Genomic DNA, 17432 nt, shown 5'->3' on the forward strand with positions numbered 1-17432 from the left:
CAACACGGAAGTGGTCTGGGCCGGCTGAGGATGCGGCTTTGGTGGTGAGTGTGTCGAGGACGTGGCTGAGGGGGCTGTCGACGGGTGGGCGGAGGGCGACACTGACCGGCCAGCGGCCGCCTTCTTGAGGGATTGTGTCGCGCTGGTGGTGGCCGGAGCGGATGAGTGGGGCGGCTTGGGTGAACAGTTGGTCGAACTTCTGCAAAGGACCTCCCTTGACCTTGATCAGGTACGACGCGGGGGAGGCGGGATCGGTTGGATTAGGTCTGGACAGCGGGGGGTTGGTGGGTGAGGGTGATGGCTGCGGGGGTCGGGTGTGCTTGGGGGCGGCTTTCGTTGTGTCTGCGTTCTTCGGGTCTAGGGAGGAACTGTGAGAAAGCTCGCCTGTTTGTTGAGTGGCGTGGCACTGGTCGTGCCGTTGGCTGTGGTGGCTGCGATCCAGCCCGCCACGGCGGCGCCGTCGGCCGACGCCGGTGCGGCCGCCAAGCCGTCGAAGGTCCCGTCGCTGTTGCGGCAGAGTGCCGAGATCGCCAAGGCGTCGGCGTCCGCCCGGACGAAGGCTGCCGGTCCGGAGGCCCGCGCGCTCGGGGTGAGCGACGGCGGCCGCCTCGGCGTGCAGGTCTACGCCTCGTCGCCCGTGACGGCGGCCCAGGAGGCGGATCTGTCCAAGCTCGGAGTGTCGGTCCTGAAGAACTCGGCGGACTTCAAGGCCGTGCCCGGCGCCGACATGCCCAGCACCGGGCTCGTATCCGTCTCCGTGCCCTACGACAAGCTCGACGCCGTCGCCGACCTCGGCTGGGTGACTGCTCTCCGGCCCTCGCTCCGGCCGGCCGTCGACGTCGGCCCGATCACCGCTGAGGGCGTCCAGCTGCACAAGGCCGACAAGGCTCAGGCGCGTGGCCTGACCGGACGCGGCCAGAAGGTCGGCGCGATCTCCGGCGACGTGGACCACATCGCCGACTCGATCTCCGCGGGCGAGCTCCCGGCGGATGTCCAGGTGCTGCAGCAGGCGGCGTCGTACGAGGATGACGAAGGCACCGCGATGCTGGAGATCATCCACGACCTCGCGCCGGGCGCGAAGCTCGCCTACGCGAGCACGCAGGACACCACCGCGCAGTACGTCGAGGCCTTCCACACGCTGGCCAACGCCGGTGTCTCGATGATCGCCGAGGACATCGCGCTCGACGACGAGCCGGCCTTCCAGCAGGGCATCGGCGCCGCCACCGCGGAGAGCCTGGCCAAGCACGGGATCTGGGTCAGCTCCTCGGCCGGCAACCTCGGCAACCGGCACGCACCGCGGGTGACCGCGACCGGAACCGGCAAGGGACCCGACGGCGTCACCGGACCGTTCAACGGCTGCCCGAACGCCCCCGACAACGTGGTGAAGCTCCGCGGCGCGGACACGTCGTACGACCTGAACCTGCTCCCCGGCGCGGCGATCCTGCCGACGCTGCAGTGGAGCGAGCCGCGGGCGGTCTTCCCGACCGCGGGCCAGGGCGGCTTCACCGACCTGAACCTGTACCTGATGGACGCCTCCGGTACGACGTGCCTCGCGGCCAGCAACGGCGTCCAGGCGAACGGGGTCGGCGACACCATCGAGCAGTTCACCTACGAGAACACGACCGGCGTGGCGCAGCCCGTCAAGCTCGTCGTCGACGTCCAGGGCACCTCGACGGCCAAGAAGGCGCCGATCCTGGACCTGCGCTGGCGGGCGCTGTCGGCCGGCGTCCAGACGATCGACCCGCCGGAGCGGGCCGGTTCGATGAACCCGGACTCGAACTACCTGGGCTTCGCGACCAGCGCCGGTGCCGTCAACGCCAGCCTGTCGGTCGACCCGAAGACCATCGCACTCGAGGCGTACAGCGCGGCCGGTCCGACCCAGATCGTCACCACCACCCGCTGCCCGGGCGGGAAGCCGGGTCCGTGCAAGGGCGTCTCCGGCTCGTCGCGGAGCTTCCCGGCGCCGTACTGGGCTGCCTCTGACGGCGTCTCGGTCAGTGGAGCCGGCGGCTTCGGATCGGGTACCTGCCCGACCACGGTCCAGGGCGCGTGCCGCTTCTTCGGTACGTCGGCCTCCGCGCCGACCGCAGCCGGTGTGGCGGCGCTGACCAGGCAGGAGTTCGGCGGCCGACTGGCACCGGTTGCCCTGAACGTGATCCTCGCGGCCCGGGCCACCCACCGATCCGATTCCGGTATCGGAGCCGGCGTACTGAGCGCTCGCTGACACGTCGCCCCTGGATGCATCCGCCGTACCGGGTGCATCCAGGGGCATTCAGAAGCCTCAGTGGTTGAATTGAGAAAGTATTCAGTAGCCAGAGTGATGGACCCTGCCCGGCGCTGCCGGACAGGATGGCAGCATGACTACACGTTTCGGGATATTCGTTCCGCAGGGCTGGAAGATGGATCTGGCGGGGATCGCCGATCCGATTGAGCAGTGGGAAGCGATGACGGCGGTCGCGAAGCGGGCCGACGAGCAGTCCTGGGACTCGATCTGGCTGTTCGACCACTTCCACACGGTGCCGGAGCCGAGTGACAACACGACGTTCGAGTGCTGGTCGGCGACGGCCGCGCTGGCGCGGGACACCTCGCGGGTGAACATCGGCCAGATGGTCGGCTGCAACGGTTACCGCAACCCGGCGCTGTACGCGAAGATCGCGTCCACCGTCGACGTCGCCAGCCACGGCCGCCTGTACGCCGGTATCGGCGCGGGCTGGTACGAGCACGAGTGGAAGGCCTACGGCTACGAGTGGACCGACATCCCGCCGCGGATGGCCGCGTTCCGGGAGGCCACCGAGATCATCTACAAGATGTGGACCGAGGACAAGCCGGTCTACGACGGCAAGTACTACTCGATCAACGAGCCGATCAACGAGCCCAAGGGTGTGCGCAAGCCGCACCCGAGCTTCTGGATCGGCGGCGGCGGCCCGAAGGTGACGCTGAAGCTCGTCGCGCAGTACGGCGACGCCGCGAACATCGGCGGGGGCAACCCCGAGGTGATCAAGGAGAAGGCGGCGATCCTCAAGGGTCACTGCGAGAAGGTCGGCCGCGACTACGACTCGATCATCAAGTCGACCAGCTTCAACGTCTTCCCGATCGACAAGGGCGACGACCCGCAGAAGGCGACCGAGAAGGCGCTCGGCCCGATGAACCGGGAGAAGTTCGACAACGACAACCTGATCGGCACCGAGGACGAGATCGCGGACAAGGTCGAGGCGGCCCTCGAGGCCGGCGCCGACTACGTGATCTTCTACGTCCCCGGCGTCGCGTACGACCTGGACCTGGTCAACCGCGTCGAGCAGGTCACCAAGCGCTTCACCTGAGCACCGTCCGGGGCGCCCGCCTTGACTGGTATCGGTCATGGCGGGTGTACGTCAGGGTGATCGGTGGACTGGGGCCGACGGCAACTGTCAGGCTCCCGGAGATGGCCTCGCGTGGGTCGGGGCGTCGGGAGGTGTCCGCCCGTGTTTGCCCGAACGTCCCGGATAGCGACCAGCCTGCTGGCCGCGGTGGTCGTCAGTCCCCTGCTGCTGACGACCACCACGGCCCAGGCCGCCGTACCGCCCGCGGCTGATCAGCCGGCGCCGGGGGCGAAGACTCAACGCATCACCCTGGTGACCGGGGATGTTGCGGAACTGACCACCAGCTCCAACGGTCAGGTGTCGGCCCACCTGACCGACGACGAGCCGTACTACTTCGGCACCTTCGACGGTGACCTCAGCCTGGTCCCGGCCAAGGCCTACCCGCTGCTCACCGAGGGCCGCCTCGACAAGCGGCTGTTCAACCTCACCGACCTGGTGGCCCAGGGGTACGACGACGCGAGCAGCGACCAACTGCCGCTCCTCCTGAACACGCCGTCGACCCTGCGGCAAGCACCGGCCGCCGCGACCCTTCGCCGTACGCTCCCCAGCGTCGGCAGCAGCGCGGTCACGGTACGGAAGTCCGAGGCCAAGACCTTCTGGGACAGCATCAGCGGCCCGACGGCCTTCAAGACCGGCCAGGTCAGCAAGATCTGGCTCGACGGCCGCACACACGCGACCCTGGACCAGTCCACGAAACAGATCGGTGCCCCGACCGCCTGGAAGGCCGGGTACGACGGCAGCGGCGTCAAGGTCGCCGTCCTCGACACCGGGTACGACGCCGGCCACCCCGACCTCGCCAAGCAGGTCGTCGCGTCCGAGAGCTTCGTCCCCGACCAGACCGTCCAGGACCTGCACGGCCACGGCACGCACACCGCGTCGATCGTCGCCGGCCTCGGTACGGCGTCCGACGGCAAGCGCAAGGGCGTTGCGCCAGGGGCCGACCTGTTGATCGGCAAGGTGCTCGGCAACAACGGCAACGGGACCGACTCCGAGGCCATCGCCGGGATGGAGTGGGCCATCCAGAACGGCGCGAAGGTCATCAGCATGAGCCTCGGCGGCCTGCCGTCCGACGGCACCGACCCGATGAGTGAGGCCGTCGACCAGTTGTCGAAGTCGACCGGCGTCCTGTTCGTCATTGCCGCAGGCAACTCCGGTACCGAGGAGTCCGTCGGTTCGCCCGGTGCGGCGGCCGAAGCCCTGACCGTGGGTGCGGTCGACCGCGACGACAACCTCGCGAACTTCTCCAGCCGTGGCCCGCGCCTCGGTGACGGCGCGATGAAGCCCGAGGTGACCGCGCCCGGCGTGGAGATCGTGGCCGCCCGGGCAGCCGGCACCGAGCAGGGCCATGTGCTCAGCCAGTACTACACGGCGCTGAGCGGCACCTCCATGGCGACTCCGCATGTCGCCGGCGCCGCCGCGATCCTCGCCCAGCGACACCCGGACTGGACCGGCCAGCAACTCAAGGCTGCGCTGGCCTCGACCGCCGTCCCGTCGGCGACCGCCCGGCCGGATCAGCAAGGGCTCGGCCGGATCGACATCCCGAACGCACTCGACCCGAAGGTCCTGCCCGACACCGCGAACCTCTTCTTCGGTGACGTCTCCTGGACCGGCCCGACCGCGCCGGCCCCGGTCACGCGCACCGTTGCCTACCGCAACATCTCGAACCGGCCGGTGACGCTGGACCTGTCCGTCGGAGCGGAGTCACCCGCGAAGGTCAAGGCCGCTGTCACGGTCAGCCCGTCGCACCTGACGGTCCCGGCCCGCGGTACGGCGTCCGCGACCGTCACCCTCGACCTCTCGAAGACCCAGCCGGCCAAGTACTCCGGCGTACTCACGGCTCGTGCCGGCAACACGTCGTACCGGACCGGGCTCGGGTTCGCGGCCGGTGGGCGGCTGAACCAGGTGACCGTGAAGGCGATCGGCCGCAACGGCAAGCCCGCGACCACCGAGGCCGGGGCGAGCGGTGTCCAGCTGTGGAACCAGGACACCGGCGACGTGGTCGGGATCGCGTTCGACCAGACCGGCAGCCGGACCCTGGAGGTGCCGACCGGCCGGTACAGCGTGATGGCGTACGCCGTCGGCGCCGACGAGGCGCACTGGGCGAACTCGCTGACCCTGCTGGGCAATCCGGATGTCTGGATCGGGAGCGACCGGACGTTCACCTTCGATGCCCGCCAGGCGCACAAGGTGACGGTGAAGACGCCACGGCCGGCCGACGCGCAGAGCATCGGCCTCGCGTGGCACCGCAAGGTGGGCGCTCGCGACGCGGTCTCCGGCTGGGCCTTCAACGGCAAGATCGCCGACGGCGTGTACGTGCAGGACTTCGGAAAGGTTGCCAACGGCACCTTCCAGGTCGTGCAGCGCTGGGACCTCGCCCAGCCGAAGCTGACCGTCGACGCGATCGGCGCGGGCACCAGCCTCCGCCTGCCGACACCGGCCGAGGGTGACCGCCGGACCGGGTACGTCGGAACCGGCAAGTTCCCGCTGTTCAACGGCGGCGACGGTACGCCGGCCGAGCTCACCGGAGCCAAGGACAAGGTCGCCCTGGTCCGCTGGGTCGGTGTCGACGACATCGTCCCGCAGGTCCGGGCGGCCAGGGACGCCGGTGTGAAGGCGATCTTCATGTACAAGGAGGCGCCGGGCTACTGGTCGACCGGGACCGAGCAGGGCATCCCGTTCTACCTGCTGCGTTCCGAGCAGGGCAAGCAGTTGCTCGACCTGCTGGCGAAGGGGCCGGTATCCCTTCAACTGAACGGTTTGCTCGACAGCACCTACCGCTACGACCTGGCCGTCGGACCGTCGACCGTGAAGGGCGGACTGACCTACGACCTCGCGAAGATGCGGCCGGCCGCGGTGACCACGGCGTTCCAGCGCAACGACGCCTGGTTCCTGCACACCGACCAGCGGGTCGCGCACCTGCCGGGGATCGCGACCGGGCTGACCTCGACCCGCGCGGTGACCGGACCGGTGACCCGGACCGATTACCTCGCCACGGATCTCACCGGTGTCACCTGGGACGAGAAGACGTCCGCGGGGGAGTGGAACGAGAGCGGCTTCGAGTACTCGATCGCTCGCGGCTACCGGCCGAACGAGAGCGTCACCCGCGGTTGGTGGGAGTCGCTGATGCGTCCCGCCGTACCCGATGCGACCGGTGACGAGGAGCAGGGCGTGCCGCCGGCCCGGTTCGAGAACGCGCTGCGGATCGCGATTCCGCAGTACGTGAACGGCGATCGCACCGTCTACGGCTGGTCCGATCGTGGTGACGTGACGAGCCTCAGGCTCAGCAGCAACGGTGTTGAACTCGGCAGCAAGGCCTCGTCGGTCGCGCAGTTCGCGGTCCCGGCGAAGGCTGCCTGGTACGACCTGACCCTCGATCAGACGCGTGGTCCGAGCAGTTGGGCGACCACGTCGACCTCGACGCACACCGCCTGGCACTTCCTGTCCAAGCCCGCCAAGGGCCGGTCGGTCCTGCCCCTCGTCCAGGTCGACTACAAGCACACGAACGGGAGGCTGGAGCTAACCCCGGGTTATCAGCCGGGCGTGCGTGGTCTGGGCATCTTCCACACCACGGCCGAGATCTCGTACGACGGGAAGACCTGGCAACGACTGCAGTTGCGGGGGATCGGCACTGTGCGGGCGCAACTCCCGGCGGCGCCGAAGGGCTCGTACGCGAGTGTGCGGGTCAGCGCGACCGACCTGCTCGGGAACAAGATCAGCCAGACCATCGAGAAGGCCTGGCAGAACTAGCGTTTCTGATCGTTAAAAGGGCGACGCCACGAAGCCGGGGGGAGTTGCTCCGTGGCGTCGCCGGGGGCGCGCCAAGGGAGGGGTGGGGGCAGGCGCGCCGGTCTTGTTGGTCAGCTCCCGGCTAGGCCTCCACCGAGGATGCCGAGCAGTCCGAGCAGGGACAGCAAGTTGCGGATGACCTGATCGACGGCCTTGGTGCCGCCGGTCTGGTAGGCGGTCACGCACTTCTGCAGCTGCTCCTGGGACGGCTTGGTGATCGTCACCTTCGCCATCTCGGACTGGCAGTACTGGGTGGCCTTGGTCAGCTCGCCCACCGTCGTCCCGACCGTGCCGACGATCAGGCCGGCCGCGGTCTGCAGCGTCGCGAGGGGCGTCGCCGGCGGCTTGCTGGTCGTGGGCGGTTTGGGCGGGGTTGTCGTCGGCGGCTTCGTGGTCGTCGTCGGCGTGGTGGGCCGGCTGACCGGCGGCTTGCTCGTCGTCGGCGGACGCTTGGTCGGGTCCGTCGTCTGCGACTTGCCGGGCTGCTGGACGATCGTCGGCGTCGGCTTGGTCGTCGGGTACGTGTTGAGGTCCGTCGCCTGCGGCAGATCGTTCTCCGCGGGGGCGTTGATGGTCGGGTCGTCGACGTTGTCGCTGGCCCGGTCGATGCCCTGGTCGTCGTCCTCGGTCCCGTTGCCGACCGCCATCCAGCTGCCACCGGCGTAGGCCTTGGCGATGCTGACCACGAGGTCGACGTACTGCTGGGAGTGGTTGTAGCGCAGGACAGCGGCGTTCACGTCGCTCGCCTTGGAGAGGTCGGTCTTGCCGGCGCAGAGGTACACCGCCGTGGACATCGCCGCGTCGTCGATGTCCTGCGGGTTCCGCACGCCGTCGCCGTCGCCGTCGACACCCATCGACCGCCAGGTGCCCGGGATGAACTGCATCGGGCCGACCGCTCGGTCGTAGGCGCCGTCGCCGTCGAACGCACCGGCGTCCGTGTCGGTGATCCGGGCCGTGCTCGAGCCGTCCAGCCGGGGGCCGTAGATGCCCGGCGTGGCGACGCCCTGCGAGTTCAGCGAGTTGCCGCCGAAGCGGCCGTGGTTCGACTCGACGCGACCGATCGCGGCCACGAGCGTCCAGGGCAGGTGACAGCCCGGATCCGCCTGGGCGAGCATCTGCTGGGCCCGCGAGTACGCCTTCAGGGCGGCGTTCGGGATCCCGTTGCGGGACAGCCCGGAGACCACCTGCGTCGGCTGCTCACCCGGATCGACACCGTGGCCGACCGAACCCGGCACCGGCACGTTGGCCGGCTGGGTGATCGGCTGCTTCGGCACGACGACCGAGTTCTTGCCGGACAGACCCTGCTCCAGCGACGCCGTGGCGACCGCCGGGTCGTCCGTGGCGCTGACGGTGAACGCGCTCGCGAACAACGCCAACGGGATGAGCGGCGCTACCTGAAGCCACCCGCTACCCGTGGCGCGGCGCTTGCCCTTCGCCATCGATGATCCCCTCCGTGACTCATCGACCTGCCCAGCCCCACGCTGCGGACACGTCTTGTCGCCCTCTAGGGGCTTTCGTCCGGTTTCCGTCCGTTATTGGTCTAACGCCGGCCTCGTGCGTGGGTTACGCGCCGGGTGCAGACCGTCTCGTCCGGTGACCGAGTACCCATACTGGCGCGTAACAACACCCCTTGTGAACCCCCGGTGCCGCAATTCCCCCTGCCCGCCCGCCTGAGCGGAGAGCCCGTCGGGGAGAATGGCGGCCGTGCCCGACCACACAGAACAGTCCGCCGCATTCTTCGCCAGGGCGTCCGCAGTCACCCCGGGAGGGGTCAACTCTCCCGTCCGCGCGTTCCGCGCCGTCGGCGGCGTACCGCGCTTCATGGCATCGGGTGACCGATGTCACATCACGGACGTCGACGGCAATCGCTACCTCGATCTGGTCTGCTCCTGGGGCCCGATGCTGCTCGGCCACGCCCACCCGGAGGTGACCGCCGCCGTCCAGGCCGCCGTCGCCCGCGGTACGTCGTACGGGACGCCGACCGAGACCGAGGTCCTGCTCGGCGAGGAGATCGTCGGCCGGACCCCGGTGGACAAGGTCCGGCTGGTCTCTTCCGGGACCGAGGCAACGATGTCCGCGCTCCGGCTGGCCCGCGGGTTCACCGGTCGCGCCAAGATCATCAAGTTCGCCGGCTGCTACCACGGTCACGTGGACGCACTGCTGGCCCAGGCCGGTTCGGGCGTGATCACCCTCGGCATCCCCGGTACGCCGGGAGTCACCGAGGCGACCACCGCCGACACGATCGTGCTGCCGTACAACGATCAGGCTGCCGTCTCCGCAGCATTCACCGAGTACGGCGACCAGATCGCGGCCGTGATCACCGAGGCGTCGCCGGGAAACATGGGCGTCGTTCCGCCCCGGGACAACTTCAACGCGTTCCTCGCGCAGATCTGCCGTGCGAACGGTGCGCTCTTCATCTCCGACGAGGTGATGACCGGTTTTCGGATCACCCGCTCCGGTTGGTACGGCGTCGACGGCGTACAGCCGGATCTGATGACGTTCGGCAAGGTGATGGGCGGTGGTTTTCCGGCCGCGGCGTTCGGTGGACGGGCCGACATCATGGCCCACCTCGCGCCGGAAGGCTCGGTGTACCAGGCCGGCACGCTGTCCGGGAACCCGATCGCCACCACGGCCGGACTGACCACGTTGCGGCTGGCAACCGACGAGGTCTACGCCAGACTGGACGAGACCTCGGTCACGATCCAGCGGCTGGTCTCGACCGCGCTGGACAAGGAAGGTGTGCCGCACGTCATCCAGGCGGCCGGGAACCTCTTCAGTGTCTTCTTCGTGGAGTCCTCGGAGGGACCTGCCGAGATCCGGGACTTCGCCGGGGCCAACGCTCAGGTGCTGCCACGGTTCGCGGCGTTCTTCCATGCCATGCTGGACGCCGGCGTCTACCTGCCACCGAGCGCCTTCGAGGCGTGGTTCGTCAGCGCCGCCATCGACGACGACGCGTTGGCCGAACTGGAGTCCGCTCTCGCCCCGGCTGCCCGTGCGGCAGCCGCAGTACCGAACTGAAGGGCCGTGTCTTTGATGGAGGGCAAGCGGTGACCGAAACGACGGTCGTGCACCTGATGCGTCACGGCGAGGTGCACAACCCGACCGGAGTGCTCTACGGCCGGATCCCCGACTATCACCTGTCCGAGCTCGGTCGCCAGATGGCCGACCGGGTGGCCGAGCACGTCAAGGGCCGCGACATCGTGCACCTGGTCAGCTCGCCGCTCGAGCGGGCCCAGGAAACGATGGAGCCGATCGCCAAGGTGTTCGGGCTGACCCCGGACATCGACGAGCGGGTGATCGAGGCGGCGAACCTGTTCGAGGGCAAGAAGTTCGGTGTCGGCGACGGTGCACTGCGCAATCCGAGTGCCTGGTGGCTGCTGCGGAATCCGCTCAAGCCGTCCTGGGGTGAGCCCTACCAGCAGTTGGTACGGCGGATGCGGGACGCGATCGAGACCGCCCGGCAGAAGGCCGCCGGTCACGAGGCGTTGATCGTGTCGCACCAGCTGCCGATCTGGATCGTCCGGTCCGCGATCGAGGGCCGCCGGTTGCCGCACGACCCGCGCAAGCGGCAGTGCAGCCTGGCCAGCCTGACCTCGTTCACCTTCCACGGCGACACGATCGTCTCCGTCGGCTACTCGGAACCCGCGAAAGATCTGTTGCCGGTGAAGAACCCGAAGAAGTTCGTAGGCGGTGCGTGATGCGCCGGGCGATGGTGGCGGCCGGTCTGCTGCTGGCCCTGACCGCTTGTTCCTCCGGGCAGCAGGCATCGCAGAACCGTGAGGGTCAGGCCGGGTTCGTGAGTGGCACCGGCAACGTGTCGGTGTTCGCGCCGGCCGACCGCAAGCCGGCGCCGGCCCTGACCGGTACGACGCTGGACGACAAGACGTGGACGCTGTCCGATCGGCTCGGCAAGGTCGTCGTACTGAATGTGTGGGGCTCGTGGTGCCCGCCTTGCCGCAAGGAGGCACCCGACCTGATCGCGGCCGCGAAGGAGCTAGGGCCGTCGGTGCAGTTCATCGGCCTGAACACCCGCGACCTGGACAAGGCCCAGGCGAACCGGTTCGTGCAGGAGTTCGGCGTACCGTTCCCGAGCCTCTACGACCCGGACGGCAAGGCGCTGCTGCGGTTCCGCGGTCAGATCTCGCCGAAGGCGATCCCGACCACGCTGGTGATCGACAAGACCGGCAAGGTCGCTGCCCGGGTGGTCGGCGAGACCACCAAGGAAACCCTGCTCGGAATGGTGAAGGACGCCGGTTGAGCTGATGGGTCAGTGGTTCGCGGAGTCGATGACGGGTTCGATGCTGGTGGCACTGCCGATCGCGGTGCTGGCCGGTGCGATCTCGTTCTTCTCGCCCTGCGTCGTCCCGTTGCTGCCCGGCTACCTCTCGTACGTGACCGGCCTGTCCGCGGCCGAGCTCGGGTCGGCCAAGCGCGGCCGGATGCTCGCCGGTACGGCGTTGTTCGTGGCCGGGTTCTCCGCGGTGTTCATCCTGACCGGGGTCGTGTTCGGCAAGGCCGGTGACCTGCTGATCGACCACCAGACCGCGATCACGCGGGTACTCGGCGGGCTGACCGTCGTACTCGGACTGGTCTTTCTCGGCGGGTTCGGGTTCCTGCAGAAGGACGTGCGGGTGCACCGGGTGCCGGCGGTCGGAATCGCGGCCGCGCCGTTGCTCGGCGTACTGTTCGGATTCGGGTGGACTCCGTGTATCGGTCCGACGCTCGGGACCGTGATGACGCTGGCCACGACCGAGGGCAGCACCGGGCGGGGTGCGACGCTGGCGTTGGTGTTCAGCCTGGGGCTGGGCATTCCGTTCATCGTCGCGGCACTCGCGTTCCGGCGGATGCTGTCCGCGGTGGCGTGGGTCCGGCGCCACCAACTGATGGTGATCCGGATCGGCGGCGTACTGATGATCGCGGTGGGGCTACTGCTGCTGACAGGAGTGTGGGACTCGATGACCGCCGACCTCAGGCAGTGGGTCAGCAACTTCGGATCGGCGGTGTGAGATGACCGAGGTCAAGGCAGAGCGCAAGGACCGCATCGGCGCCGCCTCCGGTCCGGGAGACTCGTCCGGATCGCCCGCACTCGGGCTGGTCGGCTGGCTGCGCTGGACCTGGCGGCAGCTCACGTCGATGAAGACCGCGCTGGTGCTGTTGTTTCTTCTCGCGCTCGGCGCGGTGCCGGGATCGCTCGTGCCGCAGACGCCGATCGACCCGATCAAGGTCTCGGACTTCCTCGGCGCGCATCCGAAACTCGGGCCGCTCTACGACAAGCTCGGGCTCTTCGACGTCTACAAGTCGCCGTGGTTCTCGGCCATCTACCTGCTGCTGTTCATCTCGCTGATCGGCTGCGTCGTACCGCGGCTCGGGGTGTACCTGAAGGCAGTCCGGGCCCGTCCGCCGAAGCCGCCGCGCAACCTGAACCGCCTGCCCGGGTACGAGAGTTTCACCGCGTCGGGCTCCTCCGAAGACGTGCTCGCGGCGGCCAGGCGCGAGCTTCGCCGGCGTCGCTTCCGGGTCGAGACGTACGACGGCGCGATCGCGGCGGAGCGTGGTTATCTGCGCGAGGCGGGCAACCTGCTGTTCCACTTCTCGCTGATCCTGGCGCTGGTCGGGGTCGCGTGGGGTTCGCTGTTCGGTTACCGCGGCACCGTCTTGGTTGTCGTGGGCAACGGTTTCGCCAACACGGTGGCGCAGTACGACGACTTCACGCCGGGCCGCGCGTTCGGCGGGGACGAGGATCTGCCGCCGTTCTCGCTGACCGTGAAGGACTTCCAGGTGAAGTTCCAGGAGGACGGGCCGCAGATGGGTGCGGCCCGGGAGTTCAAGGCGCAGCTGGCCTACCAGCAGACGCCGGACGCGCCGGAGCAGTCGTACGAGCTGCAGGTCAACCATCCGTTGAAGCTCGACGGGAGCAGCGTCTTCCTGGTCGGCCACGGGTACGCGCCGCGGGTCACCGTGAAGGACGGCCAGGGGAACGTCGCGTTCTCCGGGCCGGCCCCGTTCCTGCCGCAGGACAGCAACTTCTCGTCGTTCGGGGTGATCAAGGCGCCGGACGCGCGACCGACGACGCTGGGCTTCGAGGGGTTCTTCCTGCCGACCGCGCGGATCGACCAGCGCGGTCCGATCTCGGTGTTCCCCGACGACCTGGACCCGGCGCTGGTGATGACCGGGTACTACGGCCGTCCGCAGCCGGAGACCGGGAAGCCGGAGTCGGTATACCAGCTGGACAAGACGAAGCTGACCCAGTTCGAGCAGAACGGCGACAAGTGGCGGTTCCAGCTCAAGCCGGGCCAGAGTGTGGCGCTGCCGGACAAGGCCGGGTCGATCACCTTCGACGGCTACAGCCGCTGGGTGAAGCTGCAGATCAGCCATACTCCTGGCACCGGCCTTGCGCTGGCGGGCATCCTGCTGGCCATCCTCGGACTGATGGGATCGCTGTTCGTGCATCCGCGTCGTACCTGGGTGCGGGTGAAGACCGAGGACGGGCGTACCGTGGTCGAGGTCGCGGGTCTGGACCGCGGACCCGAGCGAGGCCTCGGCGACGAGATCCAGGCCATCGGTAAGGCACTGAAACCAGATCGATCGAGCACGCAGGAGACGACATGAGCCCGGAGACCTACGCGCACGTCTCCAACCTGCTGGTCCCGACCGCCACCGTGATCTACATCCTGGCGATGGTCTCGCACGCGATGGAGTGGGCCGTCGGCCGCGCCGCGGTGGCGAAGACCGCGGAGGTGAAGACGGAGGCGCTGGTTGCTTCCGACGGTGGACCGGTGAGCGGCTCGGATGCTGTCGAGGTGGTTGAGGCCGCTCCCGCGAGTACGGAGCGGTTGGAGGCGGCCAGCCGGATCGGGCTTCTGCTGACCTGGTTGGGATTCGTCTTCCACCTCGTTGGAGTGGTGACGCGTGGACTCGCCGCCGGGCGGGTGCCGTGGGGGAACATGTACGAGTTCTCCATCACCGCATCGCTGGCTGTCGCGATCGTCTACCTGATCTTCGTGCAGCGGGCCAAGCTGCAGTGGCTGGGCCTCGGCGTGACGTTCGTCGTGGCCGCCGTACTCGGCCTGGCGACGCTCGCGCTCTACACGCCTGCCGGTCCGCTCGTGCCGGCGCTGCACTCGTACTGGCTGGTCATTCACGTGTCCGCGGCCGCCATCTCCGGTGGCGCGTTCACGATCGGTGGCCTGGTGTCGGTGCTGTACCTGGTCAAGGCCCGCGCGGAGCGGAAGGTCCTGGCCGGCGGCACGATGCCGGCGTCACTGCGGCGGCTGCCGACCGCGGAGGCGATGGACGGTACGGCGTACAAGGTGCTGGCGTTCGCGTTCCCGTTGTGGACGTTCGGAGTACTCGTGGCCGGGCCGATCTGGGCCGAGCACGCCTGGGGCCGGTACTGGGGCTGGGACCCGAAGGAAGTCTGGTCGCTGGTGACCTGGGTCGTGTACGCCGCTTACCTGCACGCGCGGGCGACCGCGGGCTGGCGGGGCCGCCGGGCCGCGACGATCGCGATCGTCGGCTGGTTCGTCTTCATCTTCAACTTCGTCGGAGTCAACCTGTTGGTCTCCGGTCTGCACTCCTACGCCGGGGTGTGAGATGAAGGAGTTCGCCATCTACACCGGCCTGCGGGCGGCGCTGTTCGCCGTCTGCCTGGCCGTGCTGTGGTTCGCCCTGCGCGGCGCGCTGTCGATCTGGCCGATCGCCCTGCTCGCCCTGATCATCTCGTCGATCCTCTCGATCTACGTCCTGCGCGCCGCCCGGGACCGGCTGGCCAGCCAGATCGAGAACCGCGCCGAGCGCATCTCGCACCGGATCGAACAAGCTCGCACCGCCGAGGACGACGACTGACCGTCGCGGGCGATCTTTACGCCTGAGCGCGCCGTACCACCGGTACAACTGGTACGGAGAGTGACCTACCCCACTCCGGGATTTCTTCCAAAATCGTTTGTGCATGCCTTCACATGAGTCGTACTGTGGTTGATAGAACGAAACGGTTTCGTTCTATCGGTAACACGGGGCATACGCAGGGTGATCATGGTGGAGACAGCGGGAGTGCGGCAGCAGCGGCCTCGGGTCGAGGGTGGGCGCGAGGAAGAGATCCTCGACGCCACCGTCGCGGTGGTGGCCGAGCTGGGCTATGACCGGCTGACCATGGACGCGGTCGCGACCGCGGCGAAGGCCAGCAAGGCGACGCTGTACCGGCGCTGGCAGACCAAGGCCGAGCTGGTCGTCGACGCGATCAGCCGGGCCAAGGGCTGTCCGATGCCGGAGGACGTCGACACCGGCAGCCTGCGCGGCGACCTGATCTCGATGTCCTGCGGCGACGGTGGCTTTACCGATGAGATGCCGATGTCGGTGATCGCGGGCCTGGTGACCGCGCTGCACCGGGACCCGGAGCTGCAGAAGGCGTTCCAGGAGCGCTTCCTCGCACCCCGGCTGAACCTGACCCGCAAGGTGTACGAGCGCGCGGTCGAGCGCGGCGAGATCGGCCCCGAGGTCGACATCGAGCTGCTCGCCGTCACGCTGCCCGCGGTCATCGTGCACCAGGCCTACATCATCGGCGTCGAGCCGACGGACGACCTGATTCTGCGAGTGATCGATCACGTGATCCTGCCTGCGGCGCGGGGGTCGCAGGTGAGCTGACCGGTGAGGGGCCGGTCCGCGACAAGCAAACAGTCTGCCCAAGAGGGGAAATAGTTATGTCCGAAGACGTTGTGAAAGCCGATCCGCCGGACCGCCGGCCGGTCGACACGGCCACCGGTACGCCCGGCGCCGAGGCGGGCACCGGGAGCGGCGGCCACCGCAACCTCGGCATCGCGCTCGCACTGATCAGCATGGCGCAGCTGATGGTGGTGCTGGACGGCACCATCGTCAACATCGCCCTGCCACACATCCAGACCGCGCTGGGCTTCAGCGACGGGAACCTGCCGTGGGTGGTCAACGCCTACGCGCTGGCGTTCGGTGGTCTGCTCCTGCTCGGTGGCCGGATCGGCGACATCATCGGTCGCCGCAAGGTGTTCATCTTCGGCGTCGTGCTGTTCGGCCTGGCGTCGTTCGTCGGTGGTATCGCCCAGAGTGAGAGCGTGCTGCTGGCCAGCCGGATCCTGCAAGGTCTCGCGGCCGCGGCGGCTTCGCCGAACGCGCTCGCGCTGATCACCACCACCTTCCCGGCCGGCAAGGAGCGCAACCGGGCGATGGGTGTGTACGCCGCGATGTCCGGTGCCGGCGCGGCCGTAGGCCTGATCCTCGGTGGCGTCCTGACGGAGGCCTCCTGGCGCTGGACGTTCTTCATCAACACCCCGATCGGCCTGATCGTGGCGGTGCTCGCGCTCCGCTTCCTGGGTGAGTCGGCCCGGCAGAGCGGGAAGTTCGACCTGCCTGGTGCGATCACCGGCTCGGTCGGTCTGGCCGGTCTGGTCTACGGCCTGAACCACGCGTCCGCGGACGGCTGGAGTGACCCGCTGACGCTGACCTTCATCCTCGGCGGTCTGGCCCTGGTCGCGATCTTCCTGCTGATCGAGGCCCGCTCGCGGCACGCACTGATGCCGTTCCGGATCCTCGCGAACCGGACCCGCGGCGTCAGCTTCTTCGTGATGCTGATCGTCGGCGCGGCGATGTTCTCGATGTTCTACTTCCTGGGCATCTTCGTGCAGAACATCATGGGCTACAGCGCGATCAAGACCGGATTCGCGTTCCTTCCGTTCAGCGTCGGCATCGTGATCGCGGCCCAGGTCGCGTCGACCCTGATCGCCCGGGTGGACCCGCGCTGGCTCGCCGGTGCCGGTGGGGTGTTCGTCGCGGCCGGCATGTTCGGATTCAGCCGGCTCGAGGTGGACTCGTCGTACCTGACCCACCTGCTGCCGTTCATCATGCTGCTGTCGTTCGGGATGGGCCTGATCTTCGTGCCGCTCACCCTGACCGCGGTCAGTGGAGTCGCGAACGAGGACTCCGGCGTCGGTTCCGCCGTACTGAACACGGTCCAGCAGATCGGTGGTGCGGTCGGCCTGGCGCTGCTGGGTACGATCTCCACCAGCGCGATCAAGGACAAGTTCGCCGAGCTGGCCCCGGGCCTGCAGCAGGCGGCCGCGTCCGGGCAGTCGCCGGAGCAGATCAAGCAGTTGCAGGGCCAGTTCACCGCGGTGGCCACGACGCACGGATTCACCCGCGCGTTCCTGTGGTCGACGTTCCTGGCCCTCGGCGCGGCTGTGGTGACGCTGATCGGCTTGTCGGTGAAGGCCAAGGACCTGGCCGGTGACAACCCGAGTGGACCCGTCCACATCGGCTGACGCC

13 protein-coding genes are annotated in these 17432 nt (G+C 68.6%); 12 read left to right on the top strand and 1 reads right to left on the bottom strand.

The features are described from left to right. Window positions 1–370 precede the first annotated feature (370 nt). From AB0L70_RS14675 to AB0L70_RS14685, 3 genes are all read left to right on the top strand, one after another. Window positions 371–2224, top strand: coding sequence for a hypothetical protein (locus tag AB0L70_RS14675; protein ID WP_363683944.1), 1854 nt, complete (start codon window positions 371–373; stop codon window positions 2222–2224). 133 nt (window positions 2225–2357) lie between these two features. Next, window positions 2358–3320, top strand: coding sequence for an LLM class F420-dependent oxidoreductase (locus AB0L70_RS14680; RefSeq protein WP_363683946.1), 963 nt, complete (start codon window positions 2358–2360; stop codon window positions 3318–3320). 141 nt (window positions 3321–3461) lie between these two features. Further along, window positions 3462–7106, top strand: a complete 3645-nt coding sequence (locus tag AB0L70_RS14685; protein ID WP_363683948.1) for a S8 family peptidase — start codon at window positions 3462–3464, stop codon at window positions 7104–7106. Window positions 7107–7216: 110 nt separating this feature from the next. Here the strand turns inward: AB0L70_RS14685 and AB0L70_RS14690 are convergent, their stop codons facing one another. Further along, window positions 7217–8584, bottom strand: coding sequence for a lytic murein transglycosylase (locus AB0L70_RS14690; RefSeq protein WP_363683950.1), 1368 nt, complete (start codon window positions 8582–8584; stop codon window positions 7217–7219). Between the two features lie 256 nt (window positions 8585–8840). Here AB0L70_RS14690 and hemL point away from each other — a divergent pair, with 256 nt between their 5' ends. From hemL to AB0L70_RS14735, 9 genes are all read left to right on the top strand, one after another. Then, window positions 8841–10163: a glutamate-1-semialdehyde 2,1-aminomutase gene (gene hemL / locus AB0L70_RS14695; protein WP_363683952.1), complete on the top strand. Its 1323-nt coding sequence runs from the start codon at window positions 8841–8843 to the stop codon at window positions 10161–10163. A gap of 56 nt (window positions 10164–10219) precedes the next feature. After that, window positions 10220–10843: a histidine phosphatase family protein gene (locus AB0L70_RS14700; protein WP_363684107.1), complete on the top strand. Its 624-nt coding sequence runs from the start codon at window positions 10220–10222 to the stop codon at window positions 10841–10843. Continuing rightward, window positions 10843–11403: a TlpA disulfide reductase family protein gene (locus AB0L70_RS14705; RefSeq protein WP_363683954.1), complete on the top strand. Its 561-nt coding sequence runs from the start codon at window positions 10843–10845 to the stop codon at window positions 11401–11403. The genes AB0L70_RS14700 and AB0L70_RS14705 overlap by 1 nt, the downstream gene beginning before the upstream one ends. Before the next feature lie 4 nt (window positions 11404–11407). Continuing rightward, complete coding sequence (locus tag AB0L70_RS14710; protein WP_363683956.1) at window positions 11408–12151, top strand: cytochrome c biogenesis protein CcdA; 744 nt, start codon at window positions 11408–11410, stop codon at window positions 12149–12151. A 1-nt stretch (window position 12152) separates the two neighbouring features. After that, window positions 12153–13754 carry a cytochrome c biogenesis protein ResB gene (locus AB0L70_RS14715; RefSeq protein ID WP_363683958.1) on the top strand — a complete coding sequence of 534 codons (1602 nt, stop codon included), beginning with the start codon at window positions 12153–12155 and terminating at the stop codon, window positions 13752–13754. Next, window positions 13751–14737 carry a c-type cytochrome biogenesis protein CcsB gene (ccsB, locus tag AB0L70_RS14720; protein WP_363683960.1) on the top strand — a complete coding sequence of 329 codons (987 nt, stop codon included), beginning with the start codon at window positions 13751–13753 and terminating at the stop codon, window positions 14735–14737. Before AB0L70_RS14715 ends, ccsB begins: the two co-directional genes overlap by 4 nt. Window position 14738: 1 nt before the next feature. Then, window positions 14739–14990: a DUF4229 domain-containing protein gene (locus AB0L70_RS14725; RefSeq protein WP_363683962.1), complete on the top strand. Its 252-nt coding sequence runs from the start codon at window positions 14739–14741 to the stop codon at window positions 14988–14990. 186 nt (window positions 14991–15176) lie between these two features. After that, the gene (locus tag AB0L70_RS14730) at window positions 15177–15785 is read left to right on the top strand and encodes a TetR-like C-terminal domain-containing protein (RefSeq protein ID WP_363683964.1); all 609 of its coding nucleotides are present in this window, start codon (window positions 15177–15179) and stop codon (window positions 15783–15785) included. 56 nt (window positions 15786–15841) lie between these two features. Continuing rightward, on the top strand, window positions 15842–17428 hold the full coding sequence (locus AB0L70_RS14735; protein ID WP_363683966.1) for an MFS transporter: 1587 nt from the start codon (window positions 15842–15844) through the stop codon (window positions 17426–17428). The last annotated feature ends 4 nt before the right edge of the window (window positions 17429–17432 follow it).

Origin of the sequence: Kribbella sp. NPDC051952, assembly GCF_040680855.1 — a bacterium.
Taxonomy (GTDB): domain Bacteria; phylum Actinomycetota; class Actinomycetes; order Propionibacteriales; family Kribbellaceae; genus Kribbella.

Coding starts and splice junctions, on each gene's coding strand:
- AB0L70_RS14715 (WP_363683958.1), top strand. CDS start 12,153: ATGACCGAGGTCAAGGCAGAGCGCAAGGACCGCATCGGCGCCGCCTCC.
- AB0L70_RS14680 (WP_363683946.1), top strand. CDS start 2,358: ATGACTACACGTTTCGGGATATTCGTTCCGCAGGGCTGGAAGATGGAT.
- AB0L70_RS14710 (WP_363683956.1), top strand. CDS start 11,408: ATGGGTCAGTGGTTCGCGGAGTCGATGACGGGTTCGATGCTGGTGGCA.
- ccsB (WP_363683960.1), top strand. CDS start 13,751: ATGAGCCCGGAGACCTACGCGCACGTCTCCAACCTGCTGGTCCCGACC.
- AB0L70_RS14725 (WP_363683962.1), top strand. CDS start 14,739: ATGAAGGAGTTCGCCATCTACACCGGCCTGCGGGCGGCGCTGTTCGCC.
- AB0L70_RS14705 (WP_363683954.1), top strand. CDS start 10,843: ATGCGCCGGGCGATGGTGGCGGCCGGTCTGCTGCTGGCCCTGACCGCT.
- AB0L70_RS14730 (WP_363683964.1), top strand. CDS start 15,177: ATGGTGGAGACAGCGGGAGTGCGGCAGCAGCGGCCTCGGGTCGAGGGT.
- AB0L70_RS14735 (WP_363683966.1), top strand. CDS start 15,842: ATGTCCGAAGACGTTGTGAAAGCCGATCCGCCGGACCGCCGGCCGGTC.
- AB0L70_RS14690 (WP_363683950.1), bottom strand. CDS start 8,584: ATGGCGAAGGGCAAGCGCCGCGCCACGGGTAGCGGGTGGCTTCAGGTA.
- AB0L70_RS14700 (WP_363684107.1), top strand. CDS start 10,220: ATGCGTCACGGCGAGGTGCACAACCCGACCGGAGTGCTCTACGGCCGG.
- hemL (WP_363683952.1), top strand. CDS start 8,841: ATGGCGGCCGTGCCCGACCACACAGAACAGTCCGCCGCATTCTTCGCC.